The sequence below is a fragment of the Bacteroides sp. 1_1_30 genome, from assembly GCF_020982715.1.
Lineage (GTDB): Bacteria > Bacteroidota > Bacteroidia > Bacteroidales > Bacteroidaceae > Bacteroides > Bacteroides xylanisolvens.
In genome coordinates this window covers 51,276-67,189 of the sequence record NZ_JAJKHN010000015.1, presented here as the reverse complement: position 1 = coordinate 67,189, position 15,914 = coordinate 51,276, and the positions used below count along the sequence as shown (strand labels likewise).

Sequence of the window (15,914 nt, the reverse complement as noted above, 5' to 3'; positions counted from 1 at the left end):
TGAAGTATGATTAAAACATTTCATTAAATCTATAAAAGTTTGAAGTATAATTAAAACTTTTAGGCGTATGAACTTCCCTCGAATCCTTAAAAAAAGAAAAGGTTATATTGACCGAATAAAACCTTTTATGCAAAAATCTGTAATCAAGGTGTTAACAGGGCAACGCCGTGTAGGCAAAAGTTTCCTCCTTTACCAGCTTATTGAAGAAATTTTAGCAGAAGAACCGGATGCGAATATTATCTATGTCAATCTTGAAGATTTTACATTCAGTTCTCAACAAACAGCAGAAGATTTACACCCGTACATCATTTCTCATAGCAAAGAAAAAGTTAAGAATTATATCTTTATCGATGAAATACAAGATATTCCCGGGTTTGAAAAAGTCATCCGTTCGCTCCTACTCAATGAAGATAATGATATATACATTACAGGTAGTAACGCCAAGATGCTTTCAGGAGAACTCGCCACCTATTTAAGTGGCAGATATATCGAATTCAAAATATATAGTCTCTCCTATTCTGAGTTTCTTGAATTCCACGGATTAACTGAAAGTGAAACGAGTTACGAATTATATAGCCGTTATGGCGGACTTCCCTATTTATTAAATCTCCCTCTCGAAGATGAAACGGTCAATGAATATTTGAAGAGTGTATAGTCCACGATTGTATTTCGTGATGTTGTCAGTAGATACAAGTTACGCAATACTTTGTTCCTTGAGAAACTGATTCAATTTTTATCCGAAAACATAGGCAATCTCTTTTCGGCAAAGAATATCAGTGATTATTTAAAATCACAACATACCACCATATCAGTTAACCAAATACAAAGCTATACGGAATATTTAAACAATGCTTTCCTGATCCACCGGGTAGAGCGGTATGATTTGATTGGAAAACGTGTATTTGAGATAGGAGAGAAATATTATTTCGAAAATATGGGGATCCGGAACATTGTCATCGGATATCGCATTACAGACAAAGCTAAAATATTGGAAAATCTAGTGTATAACCACCTTTTATACAAAGGTTACGATATTAAGGTTGGTTATTACGGAGATAAGGAAATTGACCTTATCGGAGAAAAGAATGGAGAAAAACTATATATACAGGTCGCTTTAAAAATAGATAGCGACAAGACAGCAGAAAGAGAATTTGGAAACCTGCTAAAGATACAGGACAACTATCCCAAAATAGTGGTAACAGAAGATACATTCAGCGGAAACAGCTACGAGGGCATACGTCATTGTCCCATACGCCAGTTCTTAATGGAGTAAACCATACGATATACGAAAAATAAATGCAGTACACCATTAGGTTACCACGAGCAATCAAATCGCCTTTGGTGTGCTGCATTTACATTTGAGTCAAGTCATCTATAATACCATGGGGTTTGCTGCAAGACAGGCGGCAATGTCCATTGTTAGTTAGTAATAGACAGCTCGGTTACCTTATACGGATGCTTTACTGCTGCATGGGCAGCTTTCTGGGCAACAGCTTTCCTCGCCTCATCCAACCCTTCCGGGGCATAAGGATTCCCGACTACATTGTGTTTGAAGATGCGTTCGAACCAGGTACAGGCAGCGGTATAACGTCCAATCTTCACATCCAGATGATAGCCGTCCCGATTCAGGTGGTCGCCGATGAAAGAGGTGCGCGCATTTTGTATGGCAGTGCCCGAAGGGATGACAATCTTTATCTTATTCGCCTTAGCCGCTTTCTTCACTGCATCGGCAATAGCCTGATACATGGTCAGTTGATTGCAGTTGTAGTTTTTAAATCCACTATGCTTGGAAGTAGACGCATACGCCCAGGTTTGGTGCAGCATCAGCTTTGTTTTTTTTGGAAGGCGTACTTTTACATATTCTATGAGCTCGGGAAGAGAGGCTTCATACGTCTCATACATTCCCGAAAAAGGACTTGCCTGTTGCAGGCTGACGTAATCCCAGTCTTCATCTGCCAGCACCGCTTCCAAAGACATCTTGCCCTTTTCCCGTTTCTTTCCATCCGTACCGATTTTCCGGTAGGCATAGGCAGGAGCATTGTCACGGGCATTTTTCACATGACGTTCCAGGGAACAGCCGCCGATAAACATATTGCCGATGATGGTTGAAATGCCTTCGGCTTCTGCAAGTTCATGCAGATATTGCTCCACGGCATCCTGCGAGAAGCTGTTGCCGATGGCAAGTATCCTGACCGTTTTTTGCTGTGCATACGTTCCTCCGGCAAGAAGGAGCAGTATGCACATACAAATCACTACATTTCTATATTGCTTCATTATATTCAAATATAACTAAACTTATCGGTTATTTCTCTTTTTCATGTAATAATCTCTCATCAGATACCACGCTTTCTTACGCATACCCTGGTCGGATATGAGTCCTTTGCGGTTCCAGCCATCCTGATTGGTGGGGTGGAAACGGAATGGGGAACGGAAGTCGAACAGAATCCAGGGAGAAACGCCACGCAGGTTCGGGATATTGTCGAACATACGGATATTGTCTCTGTACAAGCGTGCCTGGTATTCTTCACTCCAAGAGCTGACTACGTTCTCATCACCAGACTGACCGTACAATGCTTCGCCGCCAAATTCCGAGATAATCAACGGTTTGTCCGTCACGACTTCCCATATAGCGTCTTTCGGTTCCACAGGCCACGGATGATACCAGCCCATATATTTATTGATAGCTACGACGTCCAGTTGGGAAGTAAAAGAATCTTCCATTACAAAACGCTGTTTTTCGCTATTGAAGTGCACAAGGTCGAAAGCGGCAACATACAGGCGGGTAGTGTCCAGCTGCTTTCCCGTTTCGAGCAAGGAAGTAAGGAATTCATTCCGTTCTTTGGAAGGCTGTGTTTCATTGGCAACACCCCAATAACCTACCGCGCAACGGTTTTGATCGCGCTTAATCATTTCAGAAAGCATCCTCTGCGCTTTCTTACGGGTATCATCGTCTGTAAAGTCAATGCCTTGCCAAATGGGAATCTCCTGCCAGAGAAGGAAGCCCATCTTTTCCGCCAGGCGTACCGTGTACTCATTCTGCGGATAATGAGCCAGGCGAATCATGTTCACGCCAAGCGCTTTCGCTTCATTCAGCAACATGGCTGCATCGGCTTCCGAGAAAGCACGCCCCATACGTTGCGGGATTTCTTCGTGGAAAGAGATACAGCACATAAATGTCGGCTTCCCGTTCAGGTAAATGTCAGTTCCTTTCACGGTGATATTGCGGAAGCCTATTTGCTCTTCCACACGGTCGATACTTGAAGAGACGGTCACGCCATAGAGTTTCGGTTCTTCAGGCGACCAGCGTTGCAGCTTCTTCGCATTCAACACGGTTTCCGCCTTTCCTTCCGCATCGGTGGTGAGCTCCGCGTTGATTTTGAGTTCGGGGATGGCAACTGTTACTTTCTCACCTGCTTTTTTATCAGAAAGACGCACACGGGCAATTATCCGGTCGGGAGCATTTTTATCCAGTTGGATAAAATAATCTTCTATAAATGTCCGGGGAGTTTTCACCAGCAGCACATCTCTTGTGATGCCGCCATAGTTCCACCAGTCGAATGCCATAGCGGGAATGGCGTCTTTGGTACGGCGGTTGTTCACTTCTACCGCCAGGAAGTTGTCACCGTCTTTCAACAGGTCTGTCACTTCCACTTGGAAAGGAGTAAAACCGCCTTCGTGCTCTGCTATCTCTTTTCCGTTCAGGTAGACTTTGCAACGATAGCTGACAGCACCGAAATAAAGAAACTGGCGTTTGTCTGCCAAGCGTTTGGCATCAAAGTGACGGGCATACCATACAGTGCCTTCGTAATACTTCAATTCGGGCGATTGAGAGTTCCAGTCACCCGGAACATTAAGACGCAACCCGCCTTCAAACGCGTATTCATAGAAATCGATATTTCCTTCCGGTTGCCGGTTCTCATAGATTTTCATCCGTTGCCCCTGGTCGTACAGGTCGATGATAGCATTCCATTTACCATTCAGCGAATGGATGTTGCGACCATATACATTCGTTATCAGCTCCTGTGCCGCAACGCTTCCAGCAAAAACGATTAGCAACAATAGACATAGACTTAATTTCTCACCTGTTTTCATTTAAGTATGTTGTTATAATTAGTGTATATAATAAGTTCAGGCACGGATTATACGGATCTCACGGTTTTTAGAATAGAATAGGTAAAACAACAGTGTTAATCCGTGTAATCCGTGCTATTTCGATTTATTTTTCAGGAAATTCATTACCCAGTTCCAGGCTGCGCTCCACTGTTCGGCATAGGCATAATGAGCGGTCGTCTCAGCTACAAACAGCTCTTTCGGAGCATTAATCACGTTGTAAGCGGAGTAAGTGGTAGTAGGCGGACAAACCATATCATTATAACCAAAAGTATAGAATCCCGGAACTTTGACCTGCCGGGCAAAGTTCACCACATCAAAATACTGAACGGTTTGAATCTTTTCCGGCGTCCGGTTCTTCGCATCCTTAAACAAATGCGGCCAACCGCCTGCACGACCGTGGGTATAACCCGCCATATCACACAAGGCTGGATAGAAAGAAACCAATCCCTTGACACGAGCATCCAGTCCGGCAATTACAATGGAAAGCGCACCGCCCTGACTTCCACCGAAGGTTGCCAGATTACCATTGAATTCGGGAAGTGTGTAAATGAAATCAATGGCTCTCACACAGCCTGTATAAACCCGTTTGTAATAGTACTTGTCCCGATTGTCCATATTGAACGAGTGGTAATTCTTCAAAGCACCGTTATAAAGCCGGTGATACACATCTCCCGTCAAATTGACCGGAATGCCGTGAATACCGATTTCCAGAATGATAAAACCTTTTCCGGCACGTTCGGCTTCTCCGTTATAGGCACGGATACCTGCACCCGGCACTTTCAGAATCGCCGGATATTTCCCGGAAGCCTTCGGAACACAAAGGATGCCGTACATACAGGACGCATAGTCATTGTTCGCGAAGGAGACATGATATACGTTCACCTTATCTGTACACCTTTCCGGCAGTAAAGTCATTATCGGTTCCAGTGCCCACTTTTCTGCGGCTTCTTTGGTGCTTTTCCAAAATTCCAGAAAGTCGGCGGGCAACGGAGTGGTCGGTTGCAATTTCTCAGGAGAGAAGCCGACGGTAGCCACGCCTTCATACTCACGCCCTTGGCAAGTGACGAAAGCGCGGCAACGCAGAAACCCTTCTTTTTTCATAGTCCCTGCGTTAATTTCAAGCTTTTCATTCTTCAAAGGCTGTTTGCCTGTCTGATGAGGTTTCATCATGTCTTCCGAAATCTCATAGCGCACTTCCAGATTATCCTGCGGGATATTGCATTTCAATACAGCCACTTTGAATTTCACTTTTTCTCCCGGTTTATACAGCCAATTGGTGTGGTCGGGAGTGACCTGCACTTGAACCAGTCTTTCCTGTGGCTGCCCCCATGCAACTATCTGCATGGAGACAAATACTATCAGGAAAAGAAGAAAACGTACACTTTTTATCATAGTTCCCTATTTTATTTCATTTGTCATTGCTATATTAATATTCCATTTATCAGCTATTAATACCCATTGTCTCAACTATTAATACCTATCCGCCCAACTATTAATACCTGACAACTCAACTATTAACATCCAACAGCAGAGATATTAATGCTCTTCTCCACACATCATAATACTCTGCGAATCAGAAGTTAACACATCATTCGTGATTAGCGTAAAATGCAGATAGCCGCCTTTTTATGGTTTTACTTCGTATTGATAGAGTGCGAAAGAGTTCTTGTCATTTAGCTCGAAACTTACTCTACCCTGTGCGCCGACTTTTGCGGCAAACTTTTTGCCACTTCCCATTACAGGGGTAAAAGTAACTTTCTTACCCTCAGGAAGCCAAGTGTCAATAGTCCCCCTGGCTTGCTCATTATCTTCGCGGTAAACCACAAGATAGCCTTGCGTGCCGGAGACGGTCGATTGGAATCCTGTCCACGAGCGTCCCGAAGGTTCTTCACCAATAGGCAGTATGACGCCTTGATGAAACCGGAGTTGCAAAGGTTGGTATTTCTTGAGCAGAGATGCCGTAATATAAGCCTCTTCGGGCAGGTTCGAAGCCTCCATCCAAGCCAACGGCTGTGCCGCCAAGGTGATGGCAAAGAGGTAATCGAAACTGTAACGAGCGGGGGCAAAAGGGTCGGCAACGTCATACTTGTCGGCATTGCGCCATTTATTAAGGAACTCTATCTGCATCTTCTCCGCCGGTACATAGCGGGACAGCATCCAGAGGTTGCGTAAGGTGCGATAAGGGTAATAGTTGCCCCAATCGGTATAGCGGTTTTCCAGAAAGATGTTGCCGTACTCGTTCATATAGTGATACCCGCCGCGACGACCGGCAGTGGCATCGAGGTTGAAAATCACTTCATAGTTGGTTTGCTCCAACACGGTATCAAACAGTCGGCGTAGATTCTGTTCGGCTGTCTTGGTAGGTATCTGCAGGCCGTCTATCTTAAAACAGCAGATGCCGTACTTCTTATAAAGTCCGATAATGGCTTGCGCATCTTTTTGCCAATCGGCAAAATCATTCTGTATGCTGGGATTGAACCATAATCCGATGCGAATACCCAATTTCTTGCCTTTCTCTACAATAGGTTTCAGCCCATGAGGGAACTTTGTGGGGTTGGGCGTCCAGTAATCGCCACTTTTCCAGATATCCTTAAAACTACCTCCGGCAGTCTTCGAGTTAGGGCTTTTTCCGCTCTGCCAGCCATCGTCCAGTTGAAAGAGGGTGATGCCCATGCGTGCGGCACGGTCTAGTTCTGCCAGACAGAAAGCCTCATCTATTTTGGCATCCTGGCTACGGTCGCCCCAGGTATTGAGCATAATCATCTCATCCTGTACGGCGGTATGATGGCGCAGTTGTTTCTGATAGAGGCGCAAGGCAGTAAGCGCTTCTTGCTCGCCGCCGGTATAGATGCCGGTAACGCATCCATAAACGCGGGTCCAGCTATCCGGCTTTACATCATGAGACGCAATGCCCAGCCCCACTACCATAAAATCGCTAAAGTCCGCCACGAAGTCAGAACCCGGATAATGTAATTGGGTACTGCTGCTAGGAGCCTCTTTCAAAAAAAAGAAGCCTTGACGCGTAACTACGTCATGAGCAAAAAGCAAATTACCACGATACGTATTGCGACGGTAAGGAAGCCAGGTACGCCCGGCCACCAGATTATCGTTCCAATCGGTGTAGTCGAAAAACTCTATTGTGCGGGCACTCCAATGATTGCCGGATAGTTGCAACCTGTCGAGCGTGGGAGTTTTCACCCCCGTAGCCATATCGGCCGTGTGCTCTATATTTTTGCGGTCGGCGTTAGAACGGTTATCCTCCTTATTCTGATAAAGTTCCACTTGCCCTTTCAGATAGGTGTCGCAAGCAATGGCGGGACAGTCTGCATAAATGCGATAGCGACGCTCTATATTCAGCGAACCGATAGTGCAAGCCACGGTAGCCTGCAAATAACTGGCGTGGATGCCGTTCGTCGGTATCTCGTTCACGGTAAGTGTAGCATCCGTAGGGATACCTTTCACAATCGAGAAATCGGGTTGTTTGCCCTGTGCCGGAATGGTTTTTCCGTGTTGCTTGTCAGTAAGGCTGATGGTAACAGGCGCACCGTTATTCCACAGCATGACGCGTTCCATATAGTTATTGCCCATACGTAGCGTGTCACCTTTCAGAAAAGCGTAATACTGTTGTCCTCCCCAAAGCGGCAAGGTACATATTGCCGATAGAAATATCGTGATAATATTTTTTTTGCTCATAGTTTGTCTACGGTTTGATGTAAGCTCCCGGAACTTCCAACAATTTGTTGGGTTCGTTGAAGCGTTGGTTATCGGGCACATCGCGTTTGCCCAGACCCGCTTGCATAAGTTGCTTCAGTTCCGGCAGGTGATGATGATAGATGTCGCGCGGCTCTACACGATGCTTGTGGCAGAGTCCGGCTGCCATACCTACTACTTCACCCATCATGCCGGTAGTACGCATCACACGTACCGTACCCAAAGCTACATGGGTGCAGCTCATATTGCGGCCTGCCATAAAGAGGTTGTCCACATTACGCGAATAGAGACAGCGATAGGGAACGGCATAAGGATGAATCCAACGATGCACCGTAGCCGACTTGAATTCATTGCCGGGAAAACGTACACTATTCACGCTGTCGGGGAAGTGAAGGTCGATGCTCCAAGTGGTGGTAAACGAAGCATCCTCGTGCGCCACATTCTTGTCTATATCGTCCTGTGACAGTACGTAGTCGCCCAAGAGACGGCGTGATTCACGTTTGCCTGAAACATACGCCACCCAGTCGAGGGAACGGTTGGCATACTTCTTATGGTCTTTATAGTGATTTTTCAGATAGCTCCAGTTGGAATATATCACCAAAAGTCCATAGTCGCGTACACGTTCAGCTTCGCTGACTTGATTACGGTTCATACCCGTTTCCCATTTCCACTCGCCCATGGTTACAGGCTCACAGTTTTCAGCGTCAAAGCGCACGCCATATTCAAAATGAGGGAATGAGGTTTTCTTCTTCATATCCTTACTATACCATTGTATAGAAGCCCCCATCACCAATGAGTCGGGTTGCTCGGGAGCAAGGCTCTCGCCATATTCATCGCGGCCTTCACGTCCCATAGCCCAATCGGCACCGGCTAAATAGCCTATGGTAGCATCACCTGTGCAGTCGCTAAAGAGAGGAGCAGTAAGTTCAGTTTGTTCGCCCGTCTCGATGTGCTGGATAGTGACTGACACAATGCGGTCTCCTTGCATCTTCACGGCTACCGCACGCTGAGAGGCATAAAGGGTAATGTTCTTTTCGGCATCTATAAAGTCTTCCTTCTTCCGGTCTTCATAGTAGTCGCCCGGTTGGGCATTGCCGGAACGCTCATGGCCAAACTCACGTATCATACGCCCCAATCCCTGATTAGGCCCCATTTCGATGATACCGCCGAGATGCACACGAATCTCTGACGAGTTATTGCCGCCCAATACAGGACGGTCGTTCACTAGTGCTACCTTACAACCTAATCGGGCAGCAGATGCGGCAGCACACATTCCGGCTATTCCCCCTCCTACTACCACAAAGTCGTATTGATGAGCGGGCACCGTCTGTTGTTGTCGCAGGCGGGTACGAAGTGCCGCTGTCTCTGCCGTATCCCAGGTAGCGGGTTGCGTGTTCGCATCGGTCGTAAGGTAAATGGCATCGCAACGACCGTCGAAACCGGTGAGGTCTTTCAGCGCAAGGGTGGTAGTCCCTGCTTTCAATACTGTCTTTCCGGCAAATTGCCATTGCCAGGAATTACCTGTATGTCCTAATGTAGCTTTCAGCAATTTGCCGCCTAAAGCCAGGCGGAACTTTCCGGGACCCTCGGCATCGGTCCAAGGTGAAGTCCAGTTGTAAGTACGGGCATATACGTAGTAAGTGCCCGCCTGGGGAATGTTGATTTCTGCCGTAGCATCCGCCACAGGGATGCCCATACCATGTGCCATGAGATAGGGCGAACCCATTTGATCCATGAACTGCTGGTCGATCACCCAGCCGCCTCGCTGGCTGAAGCTTTCTGCTTCGATGAGCAGTTCTTCGGCTACAGCCACAAGGCTACAAGCTACGGCTATGCATGTCAATAAGAATTTTTTCATCACAGTACAGCGTTTTTATGATTATTGTCTACTATCTTCACAGAGGGAACAGATTATCTCGCCATTTTATAAATTTCATTGCCTGCCATCAAAAAAGCACCAACTCCATAAACCTCCGTCATGTCACGAGTCACTTTCTTCGGGTCGGCACCGATTTGCTGCACATAACCCAGTTTCCCATTCGGTTCCACAGCCGAGACTAATGCATTCCAGCCTTTTATCATTACAGGAAGATAAATTTCCTTATCCAATAAACCTTCGTTTATTCCATAAGCAATGGAATAGACAATGAAAGTAGTGCAACTCGTTTCCGGTGATGGATAAGAGGCAGGATCCAAAAGACTGGCATGCCAGAAACCGTCCGGATGCTGCAATCCGGCAACACGTGTAGCCAGTTTTACAAATAATTCCTCATAGAATTTGCGGTTCTTATCTTTCTTGGGCAGTTCCTTTAATATTTCAACCAGACCACCAAGCACCCAACCGTTGCCACGTCCCCAAAAGACTTTCTTGCCATTGGCTTCGCACTTATCAAAATAACGCCAGTCACGGTAGAACAAGTTTTCTTCTTTATCGAACAGGTAATCATAAGTCGCTTTATACTCACGATTCATAAATTTGATATACTTTTTCTCTCCGGTCAGCATATACAGTTTGGCATATACAGGGGGAGCCATAAAGAGAGCATCACACCAAGTCCAACGTTCCAAGGTCTTTAAGTCTCCCTCCACCAGCTTGAAACTACCTTCGGATGGATGATTGACAATCCATTCCGTACGGGCGAGCGTAGGGATAATCATTGCTTCGTCTTTGTACTTGCGGTATAAATCCAAAAAGGACTGTGATACAGCGATGTCATCAGCATGGTAAAACCGTTTGTCCGGCTGCCAGCAATTCCGTCGGCCTATACGGGTAAGCCACTTATAATATGTATCATCATTGTCTTCTTTTTCAGCCAATTCCGCCCAATCCACCATGCCGACATAAAGAGCACCTTGCGGCCAGTTCAAGTCGTCATGTTCAGGAGCGGGGTGTGGATTGGCAATCTGCCAATCCGCCACCTTTCGCATGATAGACTTTATTTCTGCTTTTTGAAAAGGAATCTCTGTTGCCATTATAAAAACGGAACATAACAGAGACACTCCCAATAAAAGTGTTTTTTTCATTATATATTTATTTGTTTATCATTCGGTCATTACAGTTCAACTGTAGCCTTTAAAGGCAATTGACTGGAAACAGGCCCGACTAAGATCTCAAAGTCTCCTTTTTCCACTACAAAGCGGTGTTGATTCATATCGTAAAAAGAGAATGCATCCTCATCCAGTACAACAGAAACCCGCTTCTTCTCCCCTTTCTTCAAGAATACCTTTTCATATCCTTTCAGTTCTTTCAACGGACGGGGAACAGAAGACTGTACATCATGCACATACACCTGTGCCACCTCCGAAGCATCCATCTTACCTGTATTCTCTATATCAAAGCTAACGGTAACCTGATGCTCACCCGTTTTCTCTGCAGCCATATTACTATAAGCGAAAGTAGTATAGGACAAACCGTAGCCAAACGGATAGAAAGGTTCTTTTCCCGAACGGTCGTATCCACGATAACCGACAAAGACACCTTCGGAATAGTCTACACGCTTAATCTCCGCCTTTAAGTTCTCGTAATAACTACCGTGCACCGGATTATCGTCCCATTTCCGCTCGATAGAAATCGGTAGCTTTCCACTTGGAGAAATCTTACCGGTCAGGATTTCAGCAATTGCCTGGCCGCCTTCCTGTCCCGGATACCAGGCCATAAGAATCGCTTTTGCGGCATCATACCAGTTGGTGAAATCCACACCGCCACCGGCGTTCAGTACAACCACAACATTGGGATGCATGGACGCAATCTTCTTGATAAACAGTTCCTGATAGCGAAGCAAGGCAAACGGACGGTCAAAGCCTTCGCCTTCGGTATTACTATTGAAACCTGTGCAGAACACAACATTATCCACCTTTGCCAATCCTTGACGAAGTTTCGCCTCATTAAGGCTATAAGCATTAAAACGAATGATGGCCGAAGAAATATTATCAAAGAATTCAATCCGGAAACGGTATTCCTTACCACCCTCAACCGGCAGTTCAACTTCACGGCTAGAGTAGGAATGATTTCCCCAATCTCCCGTAATATGCTTGTCATTCACAAACAGACGATAACCGTCATCACCACCGATATGAAGTTTCAACTGACCGTCAGTTTGTGGCATGTAGCAGGCTGTCCAACGGACAGAGAATCCATCTGTCGGAAAGCCGTCCAAAGGTGCCCCATATCCCCAGTCATAATCAACAGAGGATTCCGTGCGTATTACTTCAGGCTGTCCCGAAAGGGTCTTGTTTTTAAAGTATTCAGCCTTGAAGCCTTTCATCTGACGATTAGCATCAGTATAAAACTCATGGACAATATCTTCATAAATCACATCATCCGTCAATAGTAACAGATTATTTTTCTTCAATTCTTTCAAGCCTTGAGCTACTGAGACGGTAGAAAAAGGAGTGACAAACCCACTGCCACCACCGGTAGGAATCAAATTTGCATTAGGCCCCATCACGGCTGTCTTCCCTTTCAGCGGGAGCAAGTTTCCTTCATTCTTCAACAGGACTACACCCTCGCGCGCCAGCTCTAAAGCTGTCTGGCGGGAGAAAGGATTATCCTCTGCTATGTTGCTGTCTTTCTGTTCCTTATCCAGCATACCATAAGCAATCAGAGTTTGCAGGATGTGTTGTACTTTCAGGTTGATGGTTTCTTCTGTCACTGTGCCCGCTTTGATAGCAGGCAACAGATTCTCCAAATTCATAAAACGTCCTTTCGGCATTTCGAGGTCAAGTCCGGCGTTAGCAGCGCCTACGGCGGAATATACGGAAGTCCAGTCAGACATCAGAATACCTTTGAAGCCCCAAAGATTGCGCAAGACATCAATATTCAGCCATTTATGTTCGGTGGCATGGACACCGTTCAACAGATTGTAGCTGTTCATTACGGCACCGACATTGGCTTCCTGTACAGCTTTCCGGAAAGCCGGGAAATAGATTTCCTGCAAAGTACGTTCGTCTATGTCAGAGCTGGCATGGTGGCGGCTCCATTCCTGGTTGTTGGCAGCAAAGTGTTTGATTGTAGCAATGACTCCTTCCGATTGTACTCCCAGGATATATTGTTTCGCCGTTTCACCTGTCAAGTAAGGGTCTTCACCGAAGTATTCAAAGTTACGGCCGCACAACGGAGCACGATAGATATTCACGCCCGGACCCAACAGGATATTAACTCCTCTTGCCTTGGCATCCTGTCCCAAGCCTTGCCCTAACTTATAAAGTAATTCCCGGTTCCAAGTAGAAGCGGAAAGTATTCCGGAAGGATATAAAGTGCTCTTGGGAGCATGATTACGAATTCCCTGCGGCCCGTCAGCCAACTTGATTTCAGGTATTCCCAAACGGGGAATGGCACGCAGAGAAAAACTGGTATATCCGGAGATATACTCTATTTTCTCTTGCAAAGTCATTTTTGATACAATGTCCTTCGCACGTTGTTCGGCTTGGGGAGTGATTGTTTGTGCACAGGTTAATATGCTCCATGCAAGCATACATAAACCTATGCCTCCTATTTTCTTTTTCATGGTGATTCTGTGTTAATATAGCATGTGTAAAAAACCAACTTAGCTATCAGCTCTTCACACACTTTTGTTCTTTACATTTTTAGTCTATCAGTTCTATTTTAATGGTCTGTCCTTGTACCAGAATATGATATTCGCCGGCTTCAAGGAAGCGTTTACCATCCTCATTGACAAAACCGAAATCACGTTCCAGGTCGATGTCGAAACGGAAAGTCTTCGTTTCTCCGGCTTTGATAAGTTGTTTCTCAAAGTGTTTCAGTTCTTTCACCGGACGGGTGATAGAGCAATAAGGATCGGAGATAAACCAATGAACAGTCTCTGCTCCGTCGCGAGAACCGGTGTTGGTGACGGTCACTTCTGCTGACAGTTTATCGCCACGCTTCACCTTAGTAGCAGAAGGGGTAACAGTGCCATACTTAAATTCGGTATAACTTAATCCATGCCCGAACGGATATAACGGATCGCTTGTTATATCTTTATAAAATCCCTGATGTCCGCGTCCGCTTTTGCGGCGATTATAATAAATAGGAATTTGTCCTGTGGAGTAAGGGAACGTCATGGCTAGTTTACCGGAAGGGTTGATACGTCCGGATAAAATTCCTGCCATTGAACGCGCACCATTTATTCCCGGTTGCCATATCTCCAATATAGCATCACAAAGAGGTTCCATGCGATTTAACTCCAAGGGACGTCCATTAGAAAGCACCAATATAACAGGTTTACCAGCCTCCTTTAGTTCTTTCACCAATTCTTCCTGAATCTGTGGCAAAGCAATCGTAGAACGGGAAGCATTCTCACCACTCCAGGTAAGCATCTCGCCCAAACAAACAATGACTACATCAGACCAACGAGCAACGTCCAATGCGCCAGCAAAACCTGAACGGTCATTGCCCTGCGGTTTGCATCCCATTGCATAACGTAATTCGGCATCTCCTCCAAACTCGGCAGTCAACCCATCATAGAGCATTTCCACATCCGTATCTTTTCCATGTCCGCACCAGGAACCCAATAAGTCCCAACCATTTTTTGCCATTGGACCTACTACGGCAATCTTTTTTTTGTTTGTAAGTGGTAATATCTGATTGTCATTTTTCAACAACACCATTGATTCTGCTGCCAGTTGAGCGGCCACAGCCATACTTTGCGGACGGAAAAAACGATCCTTCTCATTAGTAACCGGAGTATAAGGACGTTCGAACAAACCCAGACGGAATTTTACACGCAATACTCGACGGACTGATTCGTCAACTTGTGCCATTGTTACCTTACCTTCCTCTACAAGCTCTTTCAGATGACGATCGTAGGCATGAGACATCATATCCATTTCAAGCCCCGCATTAAAAGCATACCGAGCAGCATCTTTCTTTGTTGCGGCCAATCCCTGATTCTTTAACTGTTCCACAGCCCCCCAGTCAGACACAATGAACCCGTCATGTTTCCAGCGTTTCTTTAATATCTCGGTCATGATATAAGGATTAGCTGACCCGGGTACTCCACTGATGTCATTGAAAGAACTCATCAAAGTGGCCGCACCAGCTTTCACTCCCATCTCATAGGGCAGTAGATAAGTATCCCAAAGAGTTTGAGCTGAAATTTCGGTATAAACATAATCTCGCCCCGCCTCCGAAGCACCATAACCTACATAGTGTTTCAGACAAGCAGCCATACGGTTCTCTGCTGACATATCATCTCCCTGATACCCACGCACCGAAGCAGCGGCAAACACTCCATTTGTATAAGGATCTTCACCATATCCTTCGGCTACACGTCCCCATCGAGGATCACGTGCCACGTCGATCATGGGAGAAAAAGTCCAATCAACCCCAGACATGCGGGCTTCTTGTGCAGATACCGCACATGCTTGTTCTACCAATCCCGGATTCCATGAACAGGCCTGCCCCAACGAAATAGGATATATGGTGCGAAATCCATGAATAGCATCGTAGCCAAAAATGATGGGAATGCCCAAACGAGATTCTTCCATCGCTTTTTTCTGCATACTATTACGCAACTCTGGATTTATATCAAAGTAAATCAAAGAACCAATCTCTGACGGTACTTTTTTCACTTCTTCGCCAACATTATTCACATTGTTATTTCGTCCCAATGTATATTGGTTTAGCTGCAAAATCTTTTCCTCCAATGTCATACGCGATATTAAATCATCAATACGTTTTTCAATTGGAGCTTTGGCATCCTTATACAAAGGAATACTCTTTTTATCTTTTGATGAAAGAGAATGTGTGACTCCCAATAGGCACAATCCCAAAATCAAAACTTTTTTTCTCATCAATGTTTTCGTCAGTTAATTATTATTTCTAGTTTTCAGATGTATATCAAGCAATACGTAAGCAGATACTTATTCCAGCCTTTCCGTGCACTTATCATTTAGCTAAGTACCAGACACTTACAATCAGCTCATTGGAGATATATGCCCAACACGTTGGATCTATAGATCCAATATGCAGCATATATAGATCCAATACGTAGCATATATATGGCTAGCATCTTAGAGATATATCCCCAACGAGCCGGAGAACTATGACCTGCCAATACATTCATTTCCAACAATTAATGTATCTCGTA

Annotated in this window: 8 protein-coding genes and 1 pseudogene; 1 reads left to right on the top strand and 8 read right to left on the bottom strand. The window is 45.4% G+C overall.

What is annotated here, in order from left to right; genetic code table 11:
• Positions 1–67 precede the first annotated feature (67 nt).
• Positions 68–1,273 (top strand): annotated as a pseudogene (locus tag LPH68_RS06075) (ATP-binding protein).
• A gap of 146 nt (positions 1,274–1,419) precedes the next feature.
• Here LPH68_RS06075 and LPH68_RS06070 read toward each other — a convergent pair.
• The 8 genes from LPH68_RS06070 to LPH68_RS06035 form a co-directional block, all read right to left on the bottom strand.
• On the bottom strand, positions 1,420–2,274 hold the full coding sequence (locus LPH68_RS06070) for a DUF4886 domain-containing protein (protein WP_032842011.1): 855 nt from the start codon (positions 2,272–2,274) through the stop codon (positions 1,420–1,422).
• 21 nt (positions 2,275–2,295) lie between these two features.
• The gene (locus LPH68_RS06065; RefSeq protein ID WP_008642463.1) at positions 2,296–4,092 is read right to left on the bottom strand and encodes a glycoside hydrolase family 2 protein; all 1,797 of its coding nucleotides are present in this window, start codon (positions 4,090–4,092) and stop codon (positions 2,296–2,298) included.
• A gap of 114 nt (positions 4,093–4,206) precedes the next feature.
• A complete protein-coding gene (locus LPH68_RS06060) occupies positions 4,207–5,505 on the bottom strand; it encodes an acetylxylan esterase (protein WP_151922877.1) in 1,299 nt (432 codons plus the stop codon).
• 234 nt (positions 5,506–5,739) lie between these two features.
• On the bottom strand, positions 5,740–7,806 hold the full coding sequence (locus LPH68_RS06055) for an alpha-galactosidase (RefSeq protein ID WP_074704476.1): 2,067 nt from the start codon (positions 7,804–7,806) through the stop codon (positions 5,740–5,742).
• A gap of 7 nt (positions 7,807–7,813) precedes the next feature.
• Positions 7,814–9,682, bottom strand: coding sequence for an FAD-dependent oxidoreductase (locus LPH68_RS06050; protein ID WP_074704473.1), 1,869 nt, complete (start codon positions 9,680–9,682; stop codon positions 7,814–7,816).
• Between the two features lie 53 nt (positions 9,683–9,735).
• Positions 9,736–10,848 (bottom strand): glycoside hydrolase family 105 protein, encoded by a 1,113-nt coding sequence (locus LPH68_RS06045; RefSeq protein ID WP_074704470.1) that lies wholly within the window; start codon positions 10,846–10,848, stop codon positions 9,736–9,738.
• 29 nt (positions 10,849–10,877) lie between these two features.
• Complete coding sequence (locus tag LPH68_RS06040; protein WP_151922876.1) at positions 10,878–13,331, bottom strand: glycoside hydrolase family 3 protein; 2,454 nt, start codon at positions 13,329–13,331, stop codon at positions 10,878–10,880.
• Between the two features lie 79 nt (positions 13,332–13,410).
• Positions 13,411–15,618 (bottom strand): glycoside hydrolase family 3 N-terminal domain-containing protein, encoded by a 2,208-nt coding sequence (locus tag LPH68_RS06035; protein ID WP_151922875.1) that lies wholly within the window; start codon positions 15,616–15,618, stop codon positions 13,411–13,413.
• Positions 15,619–15,914: the final 296 nt, after the last annotated feature.

Excerpts from the sequence above, each read along its gene's own strand:
- LPH68_RS06070 (WP_032842011.1), bottom strand. The coding sequence starts at position 2,274 with ATGAAGCAATATAGAAATGTAGTGATTTGTATGTGCATACTGCTCCTT.
- LPH68_RS06065 (WP_008642463.1), bottom strand. The coding sequence starts at position 4,092 with ATGAAAACAGGTGAGAAATTAAGTCTATGTCTATTGTTGCTAATCGTT.
- LPH68_RS06060 (WP_151922877.1), bottom strand. The coding sequence starts at position 5,505 with ATGATAAAAAGTGTACGTTTTCTTCTTTTCCTGATAGTATTTGTCTCC.
- LPH68_RS06055 (WP_074704476.1), bottom strand. The coding sequence starts at position 7,806 with ATGAGCAAAAAAAATATTATCACGATATTTCTATCGGCAATATGTACC.
- LPH68_RS06050 (WP_074704473.1), bottom strand. The coding sequence starts at position 9,682 with ATGAAAAAATTCTTATTGACATGCATAGCCGTAGCTTGTAGCCTTGTG.
- LPH68_RS06045 (WP_074704470.1), bottom strand. The coding sequence starts at position 10,848 with ATGAAAAAAACACTTTTATTGGGAGTGTCTCTGTTATGTTCCGTTTTT.
- LPH68_RS06040 (WP_151922876.1), bottom strand. The coding sequence starts at position 13,331 with ATGAAAAAGAAAATAGGAGGCATAGGTTTATGTATGCTTGCATGGAGC.
- LPH68_RS06035 (WP_151922875.1), bottom strand. The coding sequence starts at position 15,618 with ATGAGAAAAAAAGTTTTGATTTTGGGATTGTGCCTATTGGGAGTCACA.